The organism is Bacillus sp. DB-2, assembly GCF_003315125.1.
Classification (GTDB): domain Bacteria; phylum Bacillota; class Bacilli; order Bacillales; family Bacillaceae_G; genus Bacillus_A; species Bacillus_A mycoides.
Map to the genome: position 1 here is coordinate 132,010 of NZ_QNRN01000013.1, position 20,915 is coordinate 152,924.

The following is a 20,915-nucleotide window of genomic DNA, read 5'->3' on the forward strand; positions in this document are numbered from 1 at the left end:
CGATATTTATAGTAAGAAAGTTAAATTTGTCTATTTAATTTAAAGAAAAATATTCTAGATAGGTTATATATTTTGAAAAAATGATGAGATTATATTTATTTATTTTATGGAGAGTTTGTATTAGGCATATGAGTCTAACAATAATACAAGCTTTGAATAAGATAATAAAAAGGAGTTGATTAGTAATGGGTTATATTGTAGATATTTCGAAATGGAATGGAAATATTAATTGGGATATTGCAGCGTCTCAGCTAGATTTAGTTATTGCTAGAGTTCAAGATGGTTCGAATACGGTCGATTTTATGTATCAAGGTTATGTGAAAGAAATGAAGAAACGTAGTATCCCATTTGGGAATTATGCATTTTGCCGTTTTATATCTATTTCAGATGCAAAAAAAGAAGCGCAAGATTTTTGGAATCGTGGCGATAAAAACGCTAAATTTTGGGTGGCAGATGTAGAAGTTCAAACAATGGTAGATATGCAAGGCGGGACTCAAGCATTTATTGATGAATTACGCCGATTAGGAGCAAAAAAAATTGGTTTATATGTAGGACATCACACGTATGTATCATTTGGAGCTCGCAATATTGATGCTGATTTTATTTGGATCCCTCGTTATGGAGGGAATAAGCCAGCATATCCTTGTGATATTTGGCAATATACTGATTCAGGAAATGTTCCTGGTATTGGAAAATGTGATTTGAATCAATTAATTGGGAATAAAAATCTTTCTTGGTTTATAGGTTCAAATCAAACAAATCAATCTAGTATTGGAGACAGTAAGCAACCAAATGGAATTGGTATTGCAGTTTCAAAATATGATGATGGATACGGCATTAATTTATATGAAAATCCTGCGAATCCGCAGTTTATAGGAAGACTTACGAAAAAAATCCCATATTTAATCTATAAAGGTTATTGGGGAGGTGGCGAAAAAGATATGATTTGTTTAGGTGGTGAACAACAGTGGGCTAAGTTAGAACATTTTAATGTACAATGGTTTTATGCATATTCAAAGTACACACCTGGATATGAAATTAGAACGTACGATGGGCCAAACGGGAATGATACAGGTGCGGTCGATGGGAAGGTCCCTTATCGTATTTGGAATCGTCAAGATGGATATATAGATATAGGTGGGAACAAATGGATCAAAGAAGAACATGTGCAGATTAAATGATGTTAAAAAGTCGGCTTTATGCCGGCTTTTTTATTTAATAAAGCTTGTCTCTGGCATGAAGAGAAATACTTGCAGAAAACACATTGATTTCACAATAGCGCTGTATAGTTCCTAATATACATTTATCAAAGTGAGGTATTTGAATTGAAAAAGAAAAAGCTATTTATGGGAACTATTATTGCATGTGTGGCGCTAACATTGTCTGCGTGTGGTTCCTCAGAAAATGTTGCAACATCAAAAGTAGGAAACGTGACAGAGAAAGAGTTAAGTAAAGAATTAAGGCAAACATATGGAAAAAGTACTTTATCTCAAATGATGTTAAATAAGGCATTGCTAGATAAATATAAAGTTTCAGATGAAGAAGCTAAAAAACAAGTAGAAGCAGCGAAGGAACAAATGGGTGACAAGTTTAAAGTGGCTTTAGAGCAAGTAGGATTAAAGAATGAAGATGAATTAAAAGAAAGAATGAAGCCAGAAATTGCACTTGAAAAAGCGATTAGAGCGACTGTCACAGATAAAGATGTGAAAGATAACCATAAACCTGAAATGAAGGTAAGTCACATTTTAGTGAAAGATGAAAAAACTGCGAAAGAAGTAAAAGAGAAAATAAATAATGGTGAAGATTTTACTGCTTTAGCGAAACAGTATTCGGAAGATACTGGTTCAAAGGAACAGGGCGGAGAAATAGCTGGTTTTGCTCCTGGTCAAACTGTGAAAGAGTTTGAGGAAGCTGCGTATAAATTAGATGCAGGACAAGTAAGTGAGCCAATAAAAACATCTTATGGTTATCATATAATAAAAGTGACGGATAAAAAAGAATTGAAACCATTTGATGAAGTAAAAGATACGATTCGAAAAGATTTAGAACAACAAAGACTGCAAGATGCGACAGGTAAATGGAAACAACAAGTAATCAATGATCTATTGAAAGAAGCAGATATTAAAGTAACAGATAAAGAGTTTAAAGATACATTTAAATTCTTAGATGAGAAATAAGGTTTAGAAGAAAAACAGAGATTTAGCATAATGCTATATTTCTGTTTTTTTATTTTCAATAGAAAAGGGAACTCATATAGAGTTCCCTTTTCGCGTTAGTGTGTGAGTTATAAATAGATAGTAAGACAATACAATATTACATTTAAATATTAAGAATTACAATAGGAAAATTTGGATGTAGATAAAAGGAATAAGCAATTAAATTCGCAAAATGTTGAAATGATAATGTTTTAGTTAATTAATTTTGTTAAATATAAATAAATATATTTTCTTGGAGAGTGAATTGAGGACATAATTTAAAGAATGGTACATATCATATTTATTGGAGTATAAATTAACTTTATAGGAAGTGACATGTTGAACATTTAGTACAAAAGGATGTTCTTAATGATGATAAGAATTATTTATCCCGCTATTTGTGGGCAGTAAGACTCCCACCTCAAAATTCGGCGAATGCGAGGGAATTAGTTGGGACATCAACGCTCGTAAAAGCCCGATTGGTGAAGGCTAATAATCAGTGGGTGATGGACAAAACCCCCACTGATTAAAGTTTCAATTTATTAAAATAGGATGAATATTTTTATATTTACTAGATTATTAAATTAATTTGGGGGAGAATATATGAAAGTTATTTTTAAGAGAGAAGGCGGGGGGGAAATTTTTGAATCATCTAATGAAAATGTAAGCGTTCTATTAGCTGTATTAAAAGAAACAAAAGGGATAAAGATTGGGATGGTTGAGTATGAAGTATTAGAATATAAACTGGAATATTATCGGAATCCGAAAAAAACAGAAACAGAGAGAGAATTACATATTATAATGCAACCCAAGCATATTCAATAAAGAAAGTGAAAAATTAATGAGTGTGAATCTTACTGCCTGCAAATAGCAGGATAAATGGTAGTAATTGTCGATATGTATGAAACTTATGAGGGATGAATTGTTTTACATCATAAGTTTCTAAAGCTTTGTGAGTTCGTTCATAATAAAAGTGTATGCTTTTGTTGAAGGATGGTTAATGAGATATAGCTGAAATTTGTATTCCAGAAAGAACGTTAGTTAGGATAGAAAAGTAAAATTAGAAATATAATTAGTTCAATAAAAGCGACTTCACATTAGGTGGAGTCGCTTTTATTGTTGCTACACGTATTCTATGATGCGATAGGAAGTGCAAAGAAATTTGATTAATAAAAGGGAGTAATAAATGAGTATGAATAAACTTCATATATTAAAGTTGCATTTTGTTTGAAAAATTTACATGTTGCACTTCCGAAAGAACGTTCGTTCGTGTATAATTAGAACGAATGTTCTTTCGGAGTGGAGATTTCTACAAATTCATAAATAGTTTTGAATTGGAAAGCTACGCTACATATAAATAAGAGATGGATAAAGTGTATCTAGAAGTGAAATTTCTATTCTTATGAATGGATAGATGTAGAAAATTGAGGAGTAAAGAAAATGAATTATGTAAAGGTACAGGAAAAAGGAAGAGAGTGGGTTCCGTTTACAGTAATGTCGGAGCAATTATTAAGTATGAAAAAAATTATTGGAGAGAAATTAAAAGTCCAAAGACCGCTAATAACAAATGAAGCGAAAGACAGCATTTCAGACAAATTATTAACTTCATTATTGTCTGAAGAAGAGATGTTAGTGACATATTTTGAAGAAGGATACATACTTACGAGTTATATGACAGTGGTTCATATAAATCCAATTCAACAAATTGTAAAATGTACAGATGCATTTTATAAAACATATATATTTTCTGCAATGGACATAATTGATGTAACCTAAAAGAAGCTGAATTTTGAAGTTTAGCTTCTTTAATTTATCCAGCTATTTGCGGACAATTAGATTTACACCTCAAAATTCGGCTGTGAGTCAGGCTATCTGTAAAAACCTAATTTTTTGAAGAGGTGAAGAACTAAATGAAAAAGCAGCTAGATGCAAGCTAGCTGCTTAGTCCCAGGGAAAGGGAGAAAAAGATTGGCACTCAAAAAATCGACGATAGCTGTGTATCAGCCTGAGTATAGTATAGACAAATTTTAAAATGTTATACAAAAATGATTACAGAGCTGTTTAGGCCGTACCAACTTGGTTTTGATCTGCTAGATCAGAATCAAATGTATTAGTCGCGCTAACCCCACTAAAAGTGTTCACTACGAAACCAACGTTAGATGCGCCAGAGCCGTTATAAGCTTTCGTATTCTCTTTTGGGGAAACATTGTAGAAATCACCTAAGTTGAAAGATCCGTTACTATTTTGTACAACTAAATTCCCAACAACTGAGGGCATAATTTTCACCTACTTTATAAGTAATTGTTTGCATTACTATATGAAGGTACAGTCTAATTGGTTCATTTGACAAATATTCCGGAATAGAAAAATGTTTGAAGCTTTGTTTAATCAATCGAGCAAAAAGTATGTTAAAATTAATGAAGAGCTGAATTTTAAAAAGAACAAATTTGAATAATTAATATATATGGAATTAAAGGAGGCAAAATGTAATGGATAATGTTATAAAAACAGTGGATTTAACAGATGCAGAATCAAGTAAACTTGTTGCTTTTATTTATAGTAATGATGTCACATTGATCGAAAAAGCATTTTGTCCTAATGAAATAAAATTACATTTTAATGAAATAGCAATTTTATCGGCAATTAAAACCGCATATATTACGAAAGTATCTATAAGGAAAGAACTTGAAGCAATTTTTCACGATACAGGCGTTTTATTAGTAAAGCAAAATGTTGAAAGGAATAGTATTCAATCTATAACAATGCATTTTGAGCAATTTAAAAAGTTGCAAAATGAGATTGAGAATTTAAATAAAAGTATGTTATAAGACTAGGTGGAAATTTATTGATAGAGGTGGGCTCTGTTAAGTTGAAAAAGTGGATTGAAAAGTATTTGGATAAATCGAACCGTAAACATAAATATACTTTCATTAAGGTGTAACCTATATTTATCGATGTGAGAAATGTAGGGAATAGAAGATACAATTTAAAAATAATAGCGATACAAACAAAAAGAGTAACTATGATGGTTACTCTTTTTGTTTGTAATATGTAATATTAAAAATACTTCTAAAGTATGAAATGAATTGATACTTAAGTGAGAAGTTGAATAAGAATAAAAAGAGTAATATTAATGGAAAGGAGGAGATGAAGTTGGAGCGAAACGACATTGGGAAACTTGTAATTATTACTGGAGTAACGCAAGGGTTAGGACGTGCAATGGTTGATAGGTTTCATGAATTGGGGTGGAACATAGTAGGGTGTGGACGCTCAAAAAATAAAATTGAAGAGCTTAATAAATATTACGGTGCTTCACATGATTTTCAAATAATTGATGTTTCAAATCATCACCAAGTTAGTAAATGGGCAAGTCGTATTCTTAATAAGTATAGGGCTCCCGATATGTTAATAAATAATGCATCGATTGTTAATCAAAATGCACCTCTATGGAAAGTTACTGCACAAGAATTTGAAAGTGTAATGAGTGTAAATGTGAACGGGGTAGTAAATGTCATTAGGGCGTTCGTCCCGGCGATGATAGCTAGGAAAGAAGGAATTATTATTAACATGAGCTCTAGTTGGGGAAGAGAAGGCGAGGCTGAACTTGCGCCATATTGTGCCTCGAAGTTTGCTGTTGAAGGTATCACGCAGTCAATGGCAATGGAACTACCAAATGGTATGGCAGTAGTTGCTTTAGATCCAGGTGGCAGTATTAGCACTCCAATGCTTGACTTATGTGCACCTCAATATGTAAAAGAATCTCCTACACCTGAAATGTGGTCACATAAAGCAATTCATTATATATTAAATATATCAATAGATAAAAACGGTGAGTCATTGACATGTCCGGCATACATTCATTGAGAAACTCCTTGTCAAAAAGAGCGCCTGAAAGGTGCTCTTTTGTATTATTAGTACATTATGTGATGCACAAAATTACATATGAAAAATAGAATAATGAATTAAAGGTGATATTTGTTTGTTTTGAATGTACTAGAAAATTTAAATATAGGTGATGGGAAATGAACCTACGCGATTTAGAATTGACAGGGGCATGGTTTCAAGTTGGAGGAAATCTTATAGCAGCAATTGGAACAACTAGAGGGTTTGCAGGGGAAGAAAAGATTGAGTCGGATCTCGTTATTGTAGGGAGTTCATTACAAGCTCTCGGATATATATTACAAATTATAGCAACTAATGATGCGAAGGATGAAGATAAATGTGAGAAGCAAGAGGTAACTATAGATAATAAAAATAAAGCGCTAGCGAAAACGGGGATTGAGTTATTAGCTTTAGGTAATATTTCAAATGTAATAGGAACGTATTTTAATCTCAATGAACAAATGAAAGAAAATGATTTCCTTATAATTACTGGAAATAGTTTGCAATCAATTGGCGCTTTTTTAGGAGTAGAAGTAGCATTGAATGAGATAAATGGAATACAGTGGATTATCGTATTAGGGAATTCAATGCAAAGTTTAGGTGCGGGATTACAAGCGTATGAAGGTATTAAAAATATACCAAAAGAAGAAAAGGAAAAAGAAGACAGTAATATAGATAAAGAAGATCAACGTATAATAGGGCTAATAGGTATTTGGATACAGGCAATAGGTACTGTAATTTCAGCAATTGGATTAACCGAAATAGTAGAGGAACAACGATTGGAATCTAAGAAAAGGTGATGAAATACTCATTTCAATGAAGTTTGGAGTATTTCAATTTTAGAAGTAGGACAAGATGGATGTGTTAATTGTTTTTGTAGGCTTTTTCATATAGGCGTAGAATATACATATAAACGAACAGGTGAAAATAACTTGTTAACGTTAGTGAGAGGCTTCTTATTTAGTTATACTATTATATGTGATTTTTGTAATGATGAGTTCTTATATACGCTTTTAGAAATAACATGATTTCATAGGTTTGATAGTGTAGGAGATGGATGGGGAAGAAGCGAAAAATAAACATTAAGGAGTTTTTCAGACATGATGTACTTATTAGCAATTCTACTTCCGCCGGTAGCTGTTTTATTTTGCGGAAAGCCGTTTCAAGCGATTATTAATTTCATTTTAACCTTAATTTTTTGGGTTCCAGGAGCGATACACGCAGTTCTTGTCGTACATGATAAAAAAGCCGACAGGCGACTTAAAAAACAAGTTCAGGCGTATGATGAAATTAATAAAAGAAATAGAAGATAAATTGCGATTGGCATACAAAAAAGAAAGGGGATTTGATTCGCCTTTCTTTTTTGTATGCCAATCAAGTTTAAATTTTAGTATAGCGGTAAGAATTTTTAATATAAGTATTATGATAATAACTTTTAGAGTGTGCGTTTAATAAACCGGTGTAAATGCTTTCTGGCACATTGAAGAAATCATACATACCATTCTTTAGTTGAATACGTAAAATCATAGAAAAAGGATTATAGCCAACAGCAACTAATTTTTTTGAAATAACGGGAGATAGCTCCATCATTACGCAACTCCTTATTTTTCATTTTAGCTGGTTTCTTGTAGAGAAGGGGATTGTCGTGTTGAAATCCTAATAATTAAAGGAGTATTATACTTATATGCAATATATCAAATGTTTGTTATACGTAATTACAAGGAAGTTCACACGAAGTACATATCGTTGTGCTATTTTTATTTCACCTTTGATTTATAAATAAGAAAATATTGACCATTTGAAAAAAAGGTATATTATTTATACGAGGTATTAAAAATCCACTTCTTACATTCTATGCTTTAAGGGGCAGTATTATTAGAAAAAATAGAAGTGAAAATAGTTTGTATAAGAAGTATTCTAAAATGTATAATCTGTGAATTGGGAAAATATTGAATGCTCCAGGTCAATATACTTTCTTGATTAAATGTATTTGGGAAAGTGACCTCAATATTTTCAAGTAAATCAACGGGAGAATTGAAAGGCAGGAGAAAGTAACATGTCAGAAAATTATCGTTCTCGAGAGGAGCGACGACAAGTTCAAAAGAAAAAACAGCCAGCTTCTAAAAAAACAAAACCAAAAGGTAAAACATCGTTTTTTCGTAAATTTTTAATCAGTTGTTTACTACTGGGTATTGTAGGTTTAGTGGCAGGGGTTGCTACCTTTTTCGTAATGATTAAGGATGCACCAAAACTTGAGAAAGCAAAACTTGTTAATCCGTTATCCTCAAAAATTTATGATAAAGACGGGAATTTGGTATATGAATATGGGAAAGAAAAGCGGACGAATGTTACGTATGATCAAATCCCAAAATTAGTAGAAAATGCATTTTTAGCAACAGAAGATTCGCGTTTTTATGAGCATAGCGGAGTAGATTTTAAAGGTACTGCTCGTGCAGTTTTAGTTAGTCTTAAAGGAGATTATGGCTCTCAAGGTGGTAGCACGATAACGCAGCAAGTTATTAAAAACTACTTCTTATCGATGGAAAAAACGTCAAAACGTAAGGTTCAGGAAATATATTTAGCGTATAAGCTAGAACAACAATATTCAAAACATGAAATATTAGAGATGTATTTAAATAAAATTAATTTAGGAAACCGTTCATATGGAATCGCAACAGCAGCACAAAACTACTACGGTAAAGAATTGAAAGATTTAACATTACCAGAAGTTGCGATGCTAGCTGGCTTACCAAAAGCACCGAATAACTATGACCCAACGAAAAAAGAAAATGTTCAAAGGGCAACAGAAAGAAGAAATACTGTACTAAACTTAATGAATAGACATGGTTATATTACAAAGGCAGAAATGGAAGAAGCATCGAAAGTACCAGTGGATAAAAATATTAAGAGTGCAGCTGAACTACAAGCGATGCCATATACTGCATTTATGGATGCAGTAGTGAAAGAAGTAGAAAAGGAAATACCAGATGTTAATATTGGATCTGATGGTTTAGAAATTTATACAACATTGGATCCAAAAGCACAGAAATTAGCTGATAATATTTTGAATACAAATATTATTAATTATCCAAATGATAAATTCCAAGGTGCTTTCACATTTATGGATACGAAAACTGGAGAAGTTCGCGCTATAGGTAGTGGGCGCGGTGAAAATAAAGCAGTATTTAAAGGGCATAATATGGCGATTGAATTGGATCGTGCAGCTGGTTCAACGATGAAACCAATTTTTGATTACGCTCCTGCAATTGAATATTTAAAATGGGCTACTTATCATCAAATTGATGACTCTCCATTTAAGTATTCAACTGGCCAAGAAGTTAGAAATGCAGATAGAAGTCATTTAGGGCCAATCTCAATGCGTGAAGCACTAACAAAGTCACGTAATATCCCAGCTATTAAAACAGCTAAAGAGGTAGGTATTAGTAAATCGAAAGAGTTCTCTGAGAAATTAGGTATTACATTTAATGTAGCACCGACAGAATCAACAGCAATCGGTACAAATGAAGCGTCACCAACTGAAATTGCAGGTGCTTATGCGGCATTTGGGAATGACGGTAAGTATACGAAGCCGCATTTTGTTAAGAAAGTAGTTTATCCAGACGGCAAGTCACAAAGTTTTGGACAAAAACCAAAATCAGTTATGGCGGATTCTACAGCATATATGATTACTGATATGCTTCGTTCTGTAGTTACATCAGGTACTGGTACATCGGCAAATGTGGCCTCTTTAGATGTAGCTGGTAAAACAGGTACAACTAACTATTCTTCAAAACAACTAGCACAATATGGAATTCCAGAAAGTGCAACTCGTGATAGTTGGTTTGCAGGATATACACCGCAATATACGATGGCAGTATGGACTGGATATACGAAAGATGGTAAAGACGAGTATATTAGTAGTAAAAATACGAAAATTGCACAGTTGATCTTTAAAGAAATGATGAGCGAGATGGCTACAGATAAATCACGCTTTAAAATGCCAAGTAGTGTTATTCAAGAAGGTAGTGAATTGCGTATAAAAGGTGAAAAACGTGATTCATCCCCAAATACTAGCGTACCGGATACAACGGAACAACCAAAACAAGATCAACAGCAAAAAACTGAAGAAGAGAAAAATCAAGAGGAATTAAAGAAACAGGAAGAACTTAAGAAACAAGAAGAGCAAAAGAAACAAGATGAACTTAAGAAACAAGAAGAGCTTAAGAAGCAAGAAGAGCAAAAGAAACAAGATGAATTAAATAAGCAAAATGAACAAAATAATGGAAATGGCCAAGGAAATACAACACCACCGAACAATGGTGGAGGCCAAGGAAATACAACACCACCGAACAATGGTGGAGGCCAAGGAAATACAACACCACCGAACAATGGTGGAGGCCAAGGGAATACAACGCCACCGAACAACGGTGGGGATCAAGGAAATACTACCCCACCGACTAACGGTGGAGGAGGCCAAGGGAATACAACTCCAACGCCACCAGCAACAACGCCACCAACTACTGGCGGGAACACAGGAGAAGTCCCTGCCAATAATGGACAATAAGTAATGTATATAAAAGCACCAAAGGTACCGATAAAACGGTTCCTTTGGTGCTTTTTATATTATAAAGGTTAATATTATTTTTAAATGTTAAAAGTACCATAGAAATTTTGAAAGTAAATTGATGGGAAATGATAAAAAATTTGAGTTGGCGGTATTGGATAACTAGGGCCATAAAAAGTAGTACTACTCGGGTGTGTACCATGATGCCAAAATGAAGGGGTGACTTGGTCAGTCGATTGATATTGTTGCCAAGCGGCAGGAAGTTCGATACCAACATCAGAACTAGCTGTATGAACGGCAGGAACATGTATTGAGGGAGCTGCTGGGACAACGGCGGTTATTCTTGGTGATACCCACATGAAAACGATCACTCCTAAGTTTAATAATAAAATAGTATATTCTTCTAGAACATATAAAGGTACATATATAGGTTTTTTGCTTAAAACATAGGCATAAAGTCGTAAGACCAACTTAAATTGATGGTGGACCATTTATTACGAAAAGATACGCCTATTAGCGGAGGGAAAAGGAATATGAAACATATACAATGGATGTGTTAATCGTAATATTTTACGTGTTTATGGAGGGATTTTAATGGAACGATTATGGACGAAATCATTTATACAAATGACTATCGCGATGTTATTTTTATTTACGGGGTTTTATTTACTTGTTCCAACGCTCCCGCTCTTTATTAAAGAGATTGGTGGAAATGAATCACAAGTTGGACTGATGATGGGAATGTTTACAATAGCGGCAGTTGTAATACGACCGATTATTGGAGGTATGTTAGATCAATATGGTAGAAGATCTTTTATTATTTTCGGACTCATATTTTTTGGGATAACGATGTATTCGTATAATTTAGCATCGACTATTGTCCTTTTAGCTGTTTTACGCGTTATTCACGGAGTGACGTGGGCTGTTTCTACAACAGCAGTTGGAACAGCGATAACTGATATTATTCCAGATTCACGTCGTGGTGAAGGGATGGGCTGGTATGGCATGGCGATGACAATCGCGATGGCAATTGGCCCGATGATTGGATTATGGGTTGTACAAAATTATTCATTTCATGGTCTATTCTTGTTAGCAACTCTTTTATCCTTTATGGCAGTCGTATTATCGTTAATAACGAAAATGCCATTCACGCCACAAAAAGAAAAAGGGAAAATTCAGCTGTTTGAAAAATCCGTTTTATCAATAACGGTTGTTGTTTTCTTTTTATCATTTGCATATGGAGGAATAACAACATTTTTACCGTTATTCGCGTCATCAATTGATGTGAATCCTGGGACATTCTTTCTTGTATATGCAATTGCTTTAACAATTGTACGACCTATTTCAGGAAAACTATTAGATAAGTATGGAGAAGTTTTTATCATACTTCCGGCACTATGTATTACTATTTTAGCGATAGTTGTACTAACGATTTCAAATGGTTTGATAGGTGTAATGATTGCAGCGGCATTATATGGTGTTGGATTCGGTTCAGCACAGCCCGCTTTACAAGCAGCGATGCTGACAATTGTTGATCCTAGTAAAAGAGGAGTTGCTAACGCTTCATTCTTTACCGCTTTTGATTTAGGGATTGGATTAGGTGCGATTTTACTTGGAGTTGTTTCACAAATGTTTGGTTACCGTATTTTATTCGCAGGTAGTGCAATTTCAGGATTAATAGCTTTAATTATATTTGTTATTTTTGTAAAAAAACGATTAGGCAAAAAAGATTTTGCGTATAAAGCATGATGAATCTATTTGATGTATTGTAAGGTACGGAGGAAATAGCTCAATTCAGCCCGGATATTCTTTAGGGATTGTTTCTGAGAAACCAGTTCGGGAAATAGTGCCAGTTGAGAAAGACGGTAGTTTATTTTTATAGATTTTGATGATCTTTCGTACTTTCAAAACTATGAATTAGTTGTAAGCTATCGTAAAGAAACGGAAGAAATTTAATTTAATTATGTAAAATAATAATTTTATTAAAAATAAATAAATTTTATATAAGAATTATATTTATGGGAATATGAAATAAATATTATAAAAAACCGAGCTGTGCATGAGTGCAGCTCGGTTTTTTATGTTTGTTGAAGAAAAAGGGATTAAAGGTATATTTAGTGGGATTATATGGATAATTGTTATATTTCGTTTTAAAAAATTGTAAAAGGATGTCTGTCCTTTCTTTATAAAAGATGAAAGTTATTTTTGAAAAATTGTATTATTACATCGGTAAAAGTATAGGAAACTTATCATTGTAAAATAAATTGAAATCTTCTAAAAACTCTGATACATTGAAATAGAAATGTAGTTTCATATTATTGTAAAGGCTTACAGTTATGTGCACGAAGATCTATTAGGATTGGAGGAAATAATGATGAAAGCTGAAGAAAAATTTTCCCCGGGATTAGATGGTGTAGTAGCAGCGGAAACGAAAATTTCGTTTCTTGACACAGTAAAAGGTGAAATTGTAATTCAAGGGTATGATTTAATCGAACTCTCAAAAACAAAAGAGTATTTAGACATTGTGCACCTTTTATTAGAAGAACGTTTACCGAATGAGGATGAGAAAGCAACAATTGAAAAGAAATTAAAAGAAGAATATGCAGTGCCAGAAGGTGTATTCAATGTTCTAAAGGCATTGCCTAAGGAAACGCATCCTATGGATGGGCTACGTACAGGCGTGTCTGCATTAGCTGGTTACGATAGTGATATCGAAAACCGCTCGTTAGAAGTGAATAAAAGTCGAGGATACAAGCTTTTAAGTAAAGTGCCAAATATTGTAGCGAATAGCTACCATATTTTAAATAATGAGGAACCAATTGAGCCTCTTCAAGAATTGTCATATAGTGCGAATTTCTTCTATATGTTAACTGGAAAGAAACCAACTGAACTTGAAGAGAAAATCTTTGATCGTTCCCTTGTTTTATATAGTGAACATGAAATGCCAAACTCTACATTTACAGCACGCGTTATTGCATCAACGCAATCCGACTTATACGGCGCTTTAACAGGAGCAGTTGCATCCTTAAAAGGAAGTCTTCATGGCGGTGCGAATGAAGCGGTTATGTACATGCTTTTAGAAGCTGGTAATGTTGAGAAATTTGAAGAGTTATTACAGAAGAAACTATATAACAAAGAAAAAATTATGGGCTTTGGACACCGTGTTTATATGAAAAAGATGGATCCAAGAGCACTTATGATGAAGGAAGCATTAAAGCAGTTATGTGATGTGAAAGGCGATTATACACTATATGAAATGTGTGAAGCTGGAGAAAAAATTATGGAGAAGGAAAAAGGAATTTATCCGAATCTTGATTATTATGCTGCTCCAGTATATTGGATGCTTGGTATTCCAATTCAACTGTACACACCAATCTTCTTTAGTTCTAGAACAGTAGGGCTATGTGCACACGTAATTGAGCAACATGCGAACAATCGTTTGTTCCGTCCACGTGTAAATTATATTGGCGAGCGACATGCATTTAGTAAATAAAAACAACTGGGGAGTTGTTAGCGCCGCCCGCCAGATGGGTGTTTGACCGACACCCATCATTAATAATAACGAATTTTCGACAGAAAGGGAAGAATAGCATGATTAAAACAAATGAAATTAAACAAAAAGATGCATTATTAGAAGAAATTACGGACTATGTATTAAATAAAGAGGTTACAAGTGCAGAGGCATTCAGTACGGCTCGCTACGTATTACTTGATACACTTGGATGTGGAATTTTAGCACTACAATACCCAGAGTGTACGAAATTATTAGGACCAGTTGTACCAGGAACAATCGTGCCAAATGGTACACGTGTACCAGGAACATCTTATGTGCTAGATCCAGTAAAAGGCGCATTTAATATCGGATGTATGATCCGTTGGTTAGACTATAACGATACTTGGCTTGCAGCAGAGTGGGGACATCCATCTGATAACTTAGGCGGAATTTTAGCAGTTGCAGATTATATTAGCCGCGTTCGTATTTCAGAAGGAAAAGAACCATTAAAAGTACGTGAAGTACTAGAAATGATGATTAAAGCACATGAAATTCAAGGTGTACTTGCTTTAGAAAACAGCTTAAACCGTGTTGGTCTTGACCATGTATTATACGTAAAAGTAGCAACAACTGCAGTAGTTGCGAAAATGCTTGGCGGAACGCGTGAAGAAATCTTTAATGCATTATCACATGCTTGGATTGATAATTCTAGTCTTCGTACATATCGTCATGCTCCAAATACTGGTTCACGTAAATCATGGGCAGCAGGAGATGCGACGAGCCGCGGTGTTCATCTTGCAATGACTGCTCTAAAAGGTGAAATGGGTTACCCAACAGCATTATCTGCGCCAGGATGGGGATTCCAAGATGTATTATTTAATAAACAGGAATTAAAATTAGCAAGACCGCTAGAATCTTATGTAATGGAAAATGTATTATTCAAAGTGTCATTCCCAGCAGAATTCCATGCACAAACAGCTGCAGAATGTGCTGTGAAATTACATCCGGAACTTAAAGAAAGATTAGATGAAATTGATCGTATTACAATTACAACTCATGAGTCAGCAATTCGTATTATCGATAAAGAAGGTCCATTAAATAACCCAGCTGATCGCGATCATTGCTTACAATACATTACTGCAATAGGTTTATTAAAAGGAGATATCGTTGCGGATGATTATGAGGATGTAGTAGCGAATGATCCACGTGTAGATGAATTACGTAATAAGATGGTTGTTGTTGAAAACAAACAGTACAGTTTAGATTACCTTGACCCGAACAAGCGCTCAATCGCCAACGCTGTTCAAGTTCATTTTAAAGATGGTACTGTAACAGAAAATGTGGAATGTGAATACCCACTTGGCCACCGTTTCCGTAGAGACGAAGCAATTCCAAAAGTTGTTCGAAAATTCACTGCAAATATGGCAGGTCATTATTCTAGTAAGCAACAAGAAAAAATCCATGAAGCTTGTCTAAATGAAGAAAAACTAGAAAATATGAATGTAAACGAATTTGTAGATCTATTCTTAATTTAATAATAGGAGGAATTTATAATGGCTTGGGTTGTGAATAAACAGTCAACACAAGAGGAGCTTGCGAATCGCTTCCGAGCTTTAGTAGAAGCAAATGAAATTTTGCAAATTCCAGGTGCTCATGATGCAATGGCGGCTCTTGTTGCGAAAAATACAGGTTTTTCAGCTCTATATTTATCGGGAGCTGCTTACACTGCAAGTAAAGGTCTACCAGATTTAGGTATCGTGACATCTACTGAAGTAGCTGAAAGAGCAAGAGATCTAATTAGAGCTACAGATTTACCAGTTCTTGTTGATATTGATACAGGATTTGGTGGAGTACTAAACGTAGCGAGAACAGCTGTAGAAATGGTAGAAGCGAAAGTAGCGGCTGTTCAAATTGAAGATCAACAATTACCAAAAAAATGTGGACATTTAAACGGTAAGAAACTTGTTACTACAGAAGAATTAGTTCAAAAAATTAAAGCGATTAAAGAAGTTGCGCCAAGTTTATATATTGTAGCACGCACAGATGCTCGCGGCGTGGAAGGATTAGATGCAGCGATTGAAAGAGCGAATGTATATGTAAAAGCAGGGGCAGATGCAATATTCCCAGAAGCGCTTCAATCGGAAGAAGAATTCCGTTTATTTACTAGCAAAGTGAATGCACCTTTACTAGCAAATATGACTGAGTTCGGAAAAACACCATATTATAGTGCAGAGGAATTTGTGGATATGGGCTTCCAAATAGTAATTTATCCTGTAACTTCACTTCGTGTTGCTGCAAAAGCATATGAGAATGTGTTTACGCTAATTAAGGAAACAGGTTCTCAAAAAGATGCACTTTCTAATATGCAAACGAGAAGTGAATTATATGAAACAATTTCATATCATGACTTTGAAGAGTTAGATACTGGAATTGCAAAAACAGTATTATCTGAAGATCAATAGGTAGAAGGATTTAGGCGATGAAAATACATCTTTGGCAAAACGAACTGCTTGAAGTGAAAAATCATCGCCTTCTGTTTTCAATAATAAGATATTCCACTCATCGTAGACGAGCATATGCAAAGAGCAACGAAGGCCGAAATGATAGGGGGATTCAGATGGAGAAAACGAAGTTACCATGGGATGAATTTTTTTCACTCAATAAAGATGTGAATAATACTTTCTTTACACCAGAAGATTTTTCAGGGGATGAAGATTTAATTGCAAAAACGACAGAACAATTCGTTAAACAAGAAATTGTCCCGCAAATTGAGAATATTGAACAACATAACTATAAAGTTTCTCGTCAATTATTTGAGAAAGCTGGGGAACTTGGATTATTAGGCATTGAGGTACCAGAAGATTATGGCGGATTCGAGTTAGGAAAGGCTGTCTCAGGTCTTGTAGCAGAGAAAATGGGTTACGCTGGTGCATTTAGCGTTTCTTTTAATATACATGCCGGTGTAGGTACATTGCCTTACATATATTATGGAACGAAAGAACAGAAAGAAAAATATTTACCGAAAATCGCATCGGGAGAATGGATTGGGGCTTATGCTTTAACTGAGCCAAATGCTGGTTCTGATGCATTAAGTGCAAAAACGAGTGCAGTATTGAATGAAGAGGGTACTGCTTGGAAGTTGAATGGTGAGAAGCAGTGGATTACAAATGCTCATATGGCAGATGTATACGTTGTTTTTGCGAAGACAAATAAAGGAATGACAGCGTTTATTGTCGAAAGAACATGTGAAGGTGTATCAATAGGATTAGAAGAAAAGAAGATGGGGATTAAAGGTTCTTCAACAGCGACGCTTATTTTAGAAGATGTTGTCATCCCCGCTGAAAATATTTTAGGGGAAGTTGGGAAAGGGCATCACGTAGCTCTTAATATTCTTAACTTCGCTAGACTAAAACTTGCTTTTGGAAATATTGGAACAGCAAAACAAGCAATCGGTTTATCAGTTCAATATGGAAAAGAGAGAAAACAGTTCCAAACGGAATTAGTAGATTTTACGATGATTCAAGAGAAAATTGCCAATATGATTATTTCTACATATGGAGCAGAAAGTGCAGCTTACCGTACAGCGGGTGTAATTGATGAAGCAATTCATGAGAGTGATGAAGATCTTATGAAAAAAATGTCCCAATTTGCAATTGAATGTGCACTGAATAAAGTAAACGCTTCTGAAACGCTTGCCTATATCGTAGATGAAGCTGTACAAATTCATGGTGGTTACGGTTATATGCAAGAATACGAAGTAGAACGATTATATCGTGATGCTAGGATTAGTCGTATTTTTGAAGGAACGAATGAAATTAATAGATTAACAGTTGCAAAAATGTTAATGAAGCAAATCGAACAAATAGAAGATGCTGAAGTAGAAATTGATGTAGCAAATGTAGAAAGAAACCATCGTTACATTTTATTATCGAAAAAATTGTTGAAACAATCTTTGAAAACGCTCTCTAAAACTCCAGGTTTAAAAATTGAGCAAGAGCAAGAATATTCACGCGTATTATCAAATATGTTGACGGACGTGTACGTCATGGAATCAGCATTTTTACGTACGAGGAAAGCAGTTAGTAAAAATGGTGAGGAAAAAGAGCGTACGAAGCAAATGATAACAGATGTTATTTGTGAAGAAGGATATCGTAAAGTAGAAGAATCGGCGATTTCCATTCTTTCAGCAGCTGTCACAGAAGAACAAAATAGACAAGAAATATTAGCTGAAATCCGTCAATTATTAGTGCCTTTATACTCAAACTTATTTACGAAAAAGAGAGATATTGCGAAAGTTATTATAAATCGCGGGAAATATATTGTGTAAATAGGAGGAAAGCGATATGAAAAAGATTGGTTTTATCGGTTTAGGTAACATGGGTCTTCCAATGTCTAAAAATTTAGTTAAATCTAGCTACACAGTATATGGAGTGGACTTGAATAAAGAGGCGGAAGCTTCCTTTGAAAAAGAAGGAGGAATTATCGGCCTATCAATCTCAAAACTAGCAGAGACATGCGATGTGATTTTTACAAGTTTGCCTTCACCGCGTGCTGTGGAAGCGGTATATTTTGGGGAAGAAGGATTATTTGAAAATAGCCACTCGAATGTAGCTTTAATTGATACAAGTACAGTATCTCCACAATTAAACAAACAATTAGAGGAATCGGCGAAGGAAAAGAAAGTAGACTTTTTAGCAGCACCTGTTAGCGGTGGGGTAATTGGTGCAGAAAACCGTACATTAACGTTTATGGTTGGTGGATCGAAAGAAGTATATGAGAAAACTGAATCTGTCATGGAAGTGCTTGGAGCGAATGTTTTCCATGTTAGTGAGCAGATTGATAGTGGTACAACTGTTAAATTAATTAACAATCTATTAATTGGTTTTTATACAGCTGGTGTGAGTGAAGCTTTAACATTAGCGAAAAAGAACAATATGGATTTAGATAAAATGTTTGATATTTTAAATGTAAGTTACGGTCAAAGTAGAATTTATGAGCGTAATTATAAAAGTTTCATTGCATCAGAAAATTATGAGCCAGGCTTTACTGTAAATTTATTAAAGAAAGATTTAGGATTTGCAGTAGATTTAGCTAAAGAAAGTGAACTTCACTTACCAGTAAGTGAGATGCTATTAAACGTATATGAAGAAGCGAGTGAGGCAGGATATGGTGAAAACGATATGGCTGCTTTATATAAGAAAGTTAGCGAACAATTAATTTCTAATCAAAAATAGTGCACTTATAAAAACCATGATAAAAAAGGAGAGAATATAATGATTACAACTGAAATTAAACGAGTGAAAAATCATATTAATGGCGAATGGGTAGAATCTACTGGTACGGAAGTAGAAGCGGTTCCGAATCCGGCAACCGGAAAAATCATCGCTTACGTTCCACTTTCTCCAAAAGAAGATGTTGAAAAAGCTGTTGAAGCGGCAAAAGCGGCATACAAAACATGGTCTAAAGTGCCAGTTCCAAATCGTTCAAGACAACTATACAAATATCTACAACTGTTACAAGAAAATAAAGAAGAGCTTGCAAAAATCATTACGCTAGAAAACGGTAAAACGCTAACGGATGCAACTGGTGAAGTACAGCGTGGTATTGAAGCGGTAGAACTTGCAACATCAGCACCAAATTTAATGATGGGACAAGCTCTTCCGAATATTGCTAGTGGAATTGATGGATCGATTTGGCGCTACCCAATCGGAGTTGTTGCTGGTATTACACCGTTTAACTTCCCGATGATGATTCCATTATGGATGTTTCCACTTGCAATTGCTTGCGGTAATACATTCGTATTAAAAACATCTGAAAGAACGCCACTTTTAGCTGAGCGACTTGTAGAGTTATTCTATGAAGCTGGTTTTCCAAAAGGGGTATTAAATTTAGTACAAGGCGGAAAAGATGTTGTAAATAGTATTTTAGAAAATAAAGATATTCAAGCAGTTTCGTTTGTTGGCTCTGAGCCAGTGGCACGCTACGTATATGAAACTGGTACAAAAAATGGTAAACGTGTACAAGCGTTAGCAGGTGCGAAAAACCATGCGATTGTAATGCCAGATTGCAACCTTGAGAAAACAGTACAAGGTGTAATTGGGTCTGCGTTTGCAAGTAGTGGAGAGCGCTGCATGGCATGTTCAGTAGTAGCAGTAGTTGATGAAATTGCTGATGAATTCATTGATGTATTAGTAGCGGAAACGAAGAAGTTAAAAGTAGGTGACGGTTTCAACGAAGATAATTATGTTGGACCATTAATCCGTGAATCTCATAAAGAACGTGTTTTAGGCTATATTAATAGTGGTGTAGCAGATGGAGCAACTTTACTAGTAGATGGCCGTAAAATCAATGAAGAAGTTGGAGAAGGTTACTTTGTTGGTGCAACAATCTTTGATGGTGTAAATCAAGAAATGAAAATTTGGCAAGATGAAATTTTCGCTCCGGTATTAAGTATTGTAAGAGTAAAAGATTTAGAAGAAGGTATTAAGCTGACAAATCAATCGAAATTTGCGAATGGTGCTGTTATTTATACATCAAATGGAAAACATGCACAAACATTCCGAGACAATATTGATGCTGGTATGATTGGTGTAAACGTTAATGTTCCAGCACCAATGGCATTCTTCGCATTTGCAGGAAACAAAGCTTCATTCTTTGGAGATCTTGGTACAAATGGTACAGATGGCGTTCAATTTTATACACGTAAAAAAGTTGTAACTGAGCGCTGGTTTTAATAAAGTGAAATGATAATGAGTGGGGTGCATTCCCACTCATTATCAAA

The 20,915-nt window shown here is 34.6% G+C and carries 19 protein-coding genes and 1 pseudogene; 17 read left to right on the plus strand and 3 right to left on the minus strand.

What is annotated here, in order from left to right; genetic code table 11:
* The first annotated feature begins 185 nt into the window (after positions 1-185).
* From DET63_RS21665 to DET63_RS21680, 4 genes are all read left to right on the plus strand, one after another.
* Positions 186-1,181: a glycoside hydrolase family 25 protein gene (locus DET63_RS21665; RefSeq protein ID WP_002136170.1), complete on the plus strand. Its 996-nt coding sequence runs from the start codon at positions 186-188 to the stop codon at positions 1,179-1,181.
* A gap of 144 nt (positions 1,182-1,325) precedes the next feature.
* Positions 1,326-2,177, plus strand: coding sequence for a peptidylprolyl isomerase PrsA (locus DET63_RS21670; RefSeq protein WP_002031835.1), 852 nt, complete (start codon positions 1,326-1,328; stop codon positions 2,175-2,177).
* Between the two features lie 621 nt (positions 2,178-2,798).
* Positions 2,799-3,020, plus strand: coding sequence for a hypothetical protein (locus tag DET63_RS21675; RefSeq protein WP_113937813.1), 222 nt, complete (start codon positions 2,799-2,801; stop codon positions 3,018-3,020).
* A 615-nt stretch (positions 3,021-3,635) separates the two neighbouring features.
* On the plus strand, positions 3,636-3,971 hold the full coding sequence (locus DET63_RS21680) for a YolD-like family protein (protein WP_113937814.1): 336 nt from the start codon (positions 3,636-3,638) through the stop codon (positions 3,969-3,971).
* A gap of 285 nt (positions 3,972-4,256) precedes the next feature.
* Here the strand turns inward: DET63_RS21680 and gerPF are convergent, their stop codons facing one another.
* A complete protein-coding gene (gene gerPF / locus DET63_RS21685) occupies positions 4,257-4,472 on the minus strand; it encodes a spore germination protein GerPF (RefSeq protein WP_001141569.1) in 216 nt (71 codons plus the stop codon).
* A gap of 212 nt (positions 4,473-4,684) precedes the next feature.
* Between gerPF and DET63_RS21690 the strand changes: the two genes are divergently transcribed.
* The 4 genes from DET63_RS21690 to DET63_RS21705 all read left to right on the plus strand — a co-directional run bounded on the left by DET63_RS21690 (position 4,685) and on the right by DET63_RS21705 (position 7,390).
* The gene (locus tag DET63_RS21690; RefSeq protein WP_113937815.1) at positions 4,685-5,023 is read left to right on the plus strand and encodes a hypothetical protein; all 339 of its coding nucleotides are present in this window, start codon (positions 4,685-4,687) and stop codon (positions 5,021-5,023) included.
* A 325-nt stretch (positions 5,024-5,348) separates the two neighbouring features.
* Positions 5,349-6,059 carry an SDR family oxidoreductase gene (locus tag DET63_RS21695; RefSeq protein WP_113937816.1) on the plus strand — a complete coding sequence of 237 codons (711 nt, stop codon included), beginning with the start codon at positions 5,349-5,351 and terminating at the stop codon, positions 6,057-6,059.
* Between the two features lie 158 nt (positions 6,060-6,217).
* On the plus strand, positions 6,218-6,877 hold the full coding sequence (locus tag DET63_RS21700) for a DUF6944 family repetitive protein (protein ID WP_113937817.1): 660 nt from the start codon (positions 6,218-6,220) through the stop codon (positions 6,875-6,877).
* Between the two features lie 300 nt (positions 6,878-7,177).
* Positions 7,178-7,390, plus strand: coding sequence for a YqaE/Pmp3 family membrane protein (locus DET63_RS21705; protein ID WP_002085763.1), 213 nt, complete (start codon positions 7,178-7,180; stop codon positions 7,388-7,390).
* Positions 7,391-7,457: 67 nt separating this feature from the next.
* Here the strand turns inward: DET63_RS21705 and DET63_RS21710 are convergent, their stop codons facing one another.
* Entirely contained in the window at positions 7,458-7,667 is a 210-nt protein-coding gene (locus DET63_RS21710; protein ID WP_002035375.1) for a KTSC domain-containing protein, read from the minus strand.
* Positions 7,668-8,133: 466 nt separating this feature from the next.
* Between DET63_RS21710 and DET63_RS21715 the strand changes: the two genes are divergently transcribed.
* Positions 8,134-10,641, plus strand: a complete 2,508-nt coding sequence (locus DET63_RS21715) for a transglycosylase domain-containing protein (RefSeq protein WP_113937818.1) — start codon at positions 8,134-8,136, stop codon at positions 10,639-10,641.
* Positions 10,642-10,721: 80 nt separating this feature from the next.
* Here DET63_RS21715 and DET63_RS21720 read toward each other — a convergent pair whose 3' ends face one another.
* Entirely contained in the window at positions 10,722-11,000 is a 279-nt protein-coding gene (locus tag DET63_RS21720; protein ID WP_002136183.1) for a hypothetical protein, read from the minus strand.
* 235 nt (positions 11,001-11,235) lie between these two features.
* Here DET63_RS21720 and DET63_RS21725 point away from each other — a divergent pair, with 235 nt between their 5' ends.
* The 8 genes and pseudogenes from DET63_RS21725 (at position 11,236) to DET63_RS21760 (ending at position 20,868) form a co-directional block, all read left to right on the plus strand.
* The gene (locus DET63_RS21725) at positions 11,236-12,390 is read left to right on the plus strand and encodes an MFS transporter (RefSeq protein ID WP_113937819.1); all 1,155 of its coding nucleotides are present in this window, start codon (positions 11,236-11,238) and stop codon (positions 12,388-12,390) included.
* Positions 12,371-12,597 (plus strand): annotated as a pseudogene (locus DET63_RS21730) (HesB/YadR/YfhF family protein). Before DET63_RS21725 ends, DET63_RS21730 begins: the two are co-directional and overlap by 20 nt.
* 415 nt (positions 12,598-13,012) lie before the next feature.
* Positions 13,013-14,134 carry a citrate synthase gene (gene mmgD, locus DET63_RS21735; RefSeq protein WP_002127276.1) on the plus strand — a complete coding sequence of 374 codons (1,122 nt, stop codon included), beginning with the start codon at positions 13,013-13,015 and terminating at the stop codon, positions 14,132-14,134.
* 98 nt (positions 14,135-14,232) lie between these two features.
* Positions 14,233-15,669, plus strand: a complete 1,437-nt coding sequence (prpD, locus tag DET63_RS21740; protein WP_002085755.1) for a 2-methylcitrate dehydratase — start codon at positions 14,233-14,235, stop codon at positions 15,667-15,669.
* Between the two features lie 18 nt (positions 15,670-15,687).
* Positions 15,688-16,596: a methylisocitrate lyase gene (prpB, locus tag DET63_RS21745; RefSeq protein ID WP_113937820.1), complete on the plus strand. Its 909-nt coding sequence runs from the start codon at positions 15,688-15,690 to the stop codon at positions 16,594-16,596.
* Between the two features lie 155 nt (positions 16,597-16,751).
* Positions 16,752-18,461 (plus strand): acyl-CoA dehydrogenase family protein, encoded by a 1,710-nt coding sequence (locus DET63_RS21750; protein ID WP_113937821.1) that lies wholly within the window; start codon positions 16,752-16,754, stop codon positions 18,459-18,461.
* A gap of 16 nt (positions 18,462-18,477) precedes the next feature.
* On the plus strand, positions 18,478-19,368 hold the full coding sequence (locus DET63_RS21755) for an NAD(P)-dependent oxidoreductase (protein ID WP_002031851.1): 891 nt from the start codon (positions 18,478-18,480) through the stop codon (positions 19,366-19,368).
* 39 nt (positions 19,369-19,407) lie between these two features.
* Positions 19,408-20,868: a CoA-acylating methylmalonate-semialdehyde dehydrogenase gene (locus DET63_RS21760; RefSeq protein WP_113937822.1), complete on the plus strand. Its 1,461-nt coding sequence runs from the start codon at positions 19,408-19,410 to the stop codon at positions 20,866-20,868.
* Positions 20,869-20,915: the final 47 nt, after the last annotated feature.

What these genes read in the sequence shown, in the direction of transcription:
- DET63_RS21750 (WP_113937821.1), top strand. Translation starts at nt 16,752, where the DNA reads ATGGAGAAAACGAAGTTACCATGGGATGAATTTTTTTCACTCAATAAA.
- DET63_RS21700 (WP_113937817.1), top strand. Translation starts at nt 6,218, where the DNA reads ATGAACCTACGCGATTTAGAATTGACAGGGGCATGGTTTCAAGTTGGA.
- DET63_RS21710 (WP_002035375.1), bottom strand. Translation starts at nt 7,667, where the DNA reads ATGATGGAGCTATCTCCCGTTATTTCAAAAAAATTAGTTGCTGTTGGC.
- DET63_RS21690 (WP_113937815.1), top strand. Translation starts at nt 4,685, where the DNA reads ATGGATAATGTTATAAAAACAGTGGATTTAACAGATGCAGAATCAAGT.
- gerPF (WP_001141569.1), bottom strand. Translation starts at nt 4,472, where the DNA reads ATGCCCTCAGTTGTTGGGAATTTAGTTGTACAAAATAGTAACGGATCT.
- mmgD (WP_002127276.1), top strand. Translation starts at nt 13,013, where the DNA reads ATGATGAAAGCTGAAGAAAAATTTTCCCCGGGATTAGATGGTGTAGTA.
- DET63_RS21665 (WP_002136170.1), top strand. Translation starts at nt 186, where the DNA reads ATGGGTTATATTGTAGATATTTCGAAATGGAATGGAAATATTAATTGG.
- DET63_RS21675 (WP_113937813.1), top strand. Translation starts at nt 2,799, where the DNA reads ATGAAAGTTATTTTTAAGAGAGAAGGCGGGGGGGAAATTTTTGAATCA.
- DET63_RS21725 (WP_113937819.1), top strand. Translation starts at nt 11,236, where the DNA reads ATGGAACGATTATGGACGAAATCATTTATACAAATGACTATCGCGATG.
- DET63_RS21715 (WP_113937818.1), top strand. Translation starts at nt 8,134, where the DNA reads ATGTCAGAAAATTATCGTTCTCGAGAGGAGCGACGACAAGTTCAAAAG.
- DET63_RS21720 (WP_002136183.1), bottom strand. Translation starts at nt 11,000, where the DNA reads ATGTGGGTATCACCAAGAATAACCGCCGTTGTCCCAGCAGCTCCCTCA.
- DET63_RS21760 (WP_113937822.1), top strand. Translation starts at nt 19,408, where the DNA reads ATGATTACAACTGAAATTAAACGAGTGAAAAATCATATTAATGGCGAA.
- DET63_RS21680 (WP_113937814.1), top strand. Translation starts at nt 3,636, where the DNA reads ATGAATTATGTAAAGGTACAGGAAAAAGGAAGAGAGTGGGTTCCGTTT.
- DET63_RS21705 (WP_002085763.1), top strand. Translation starts at nt 7,178, where the DNA reads ATGATGTACTTATTAGCAATTCTACTTCCGCCGGTAGCTGTTTTATTT.
- DET63_RS21755 (WP_002031851.1), top strand. Translation starts at nt 18,478, where the DNA reads ATGAAAAAGATTGGTTTTATCGGTTTAGGTAACATGGGTCTTCCAATG.
- prpB (WP_113937820.1), top strand. Translation starts at nt 15,688, where the DNA reads ATGGCTTGGGTTGTGAATAAACAGTCAACACAAGAGGAGCTTGCGAAT.
- prpD (WP_002085755.1), top strand. Translation starts at nt 14,233, where the DNA reads ATGATTAAAACAAATGAAATTAAACAAAAAGATGCATTATTAGAAGAA.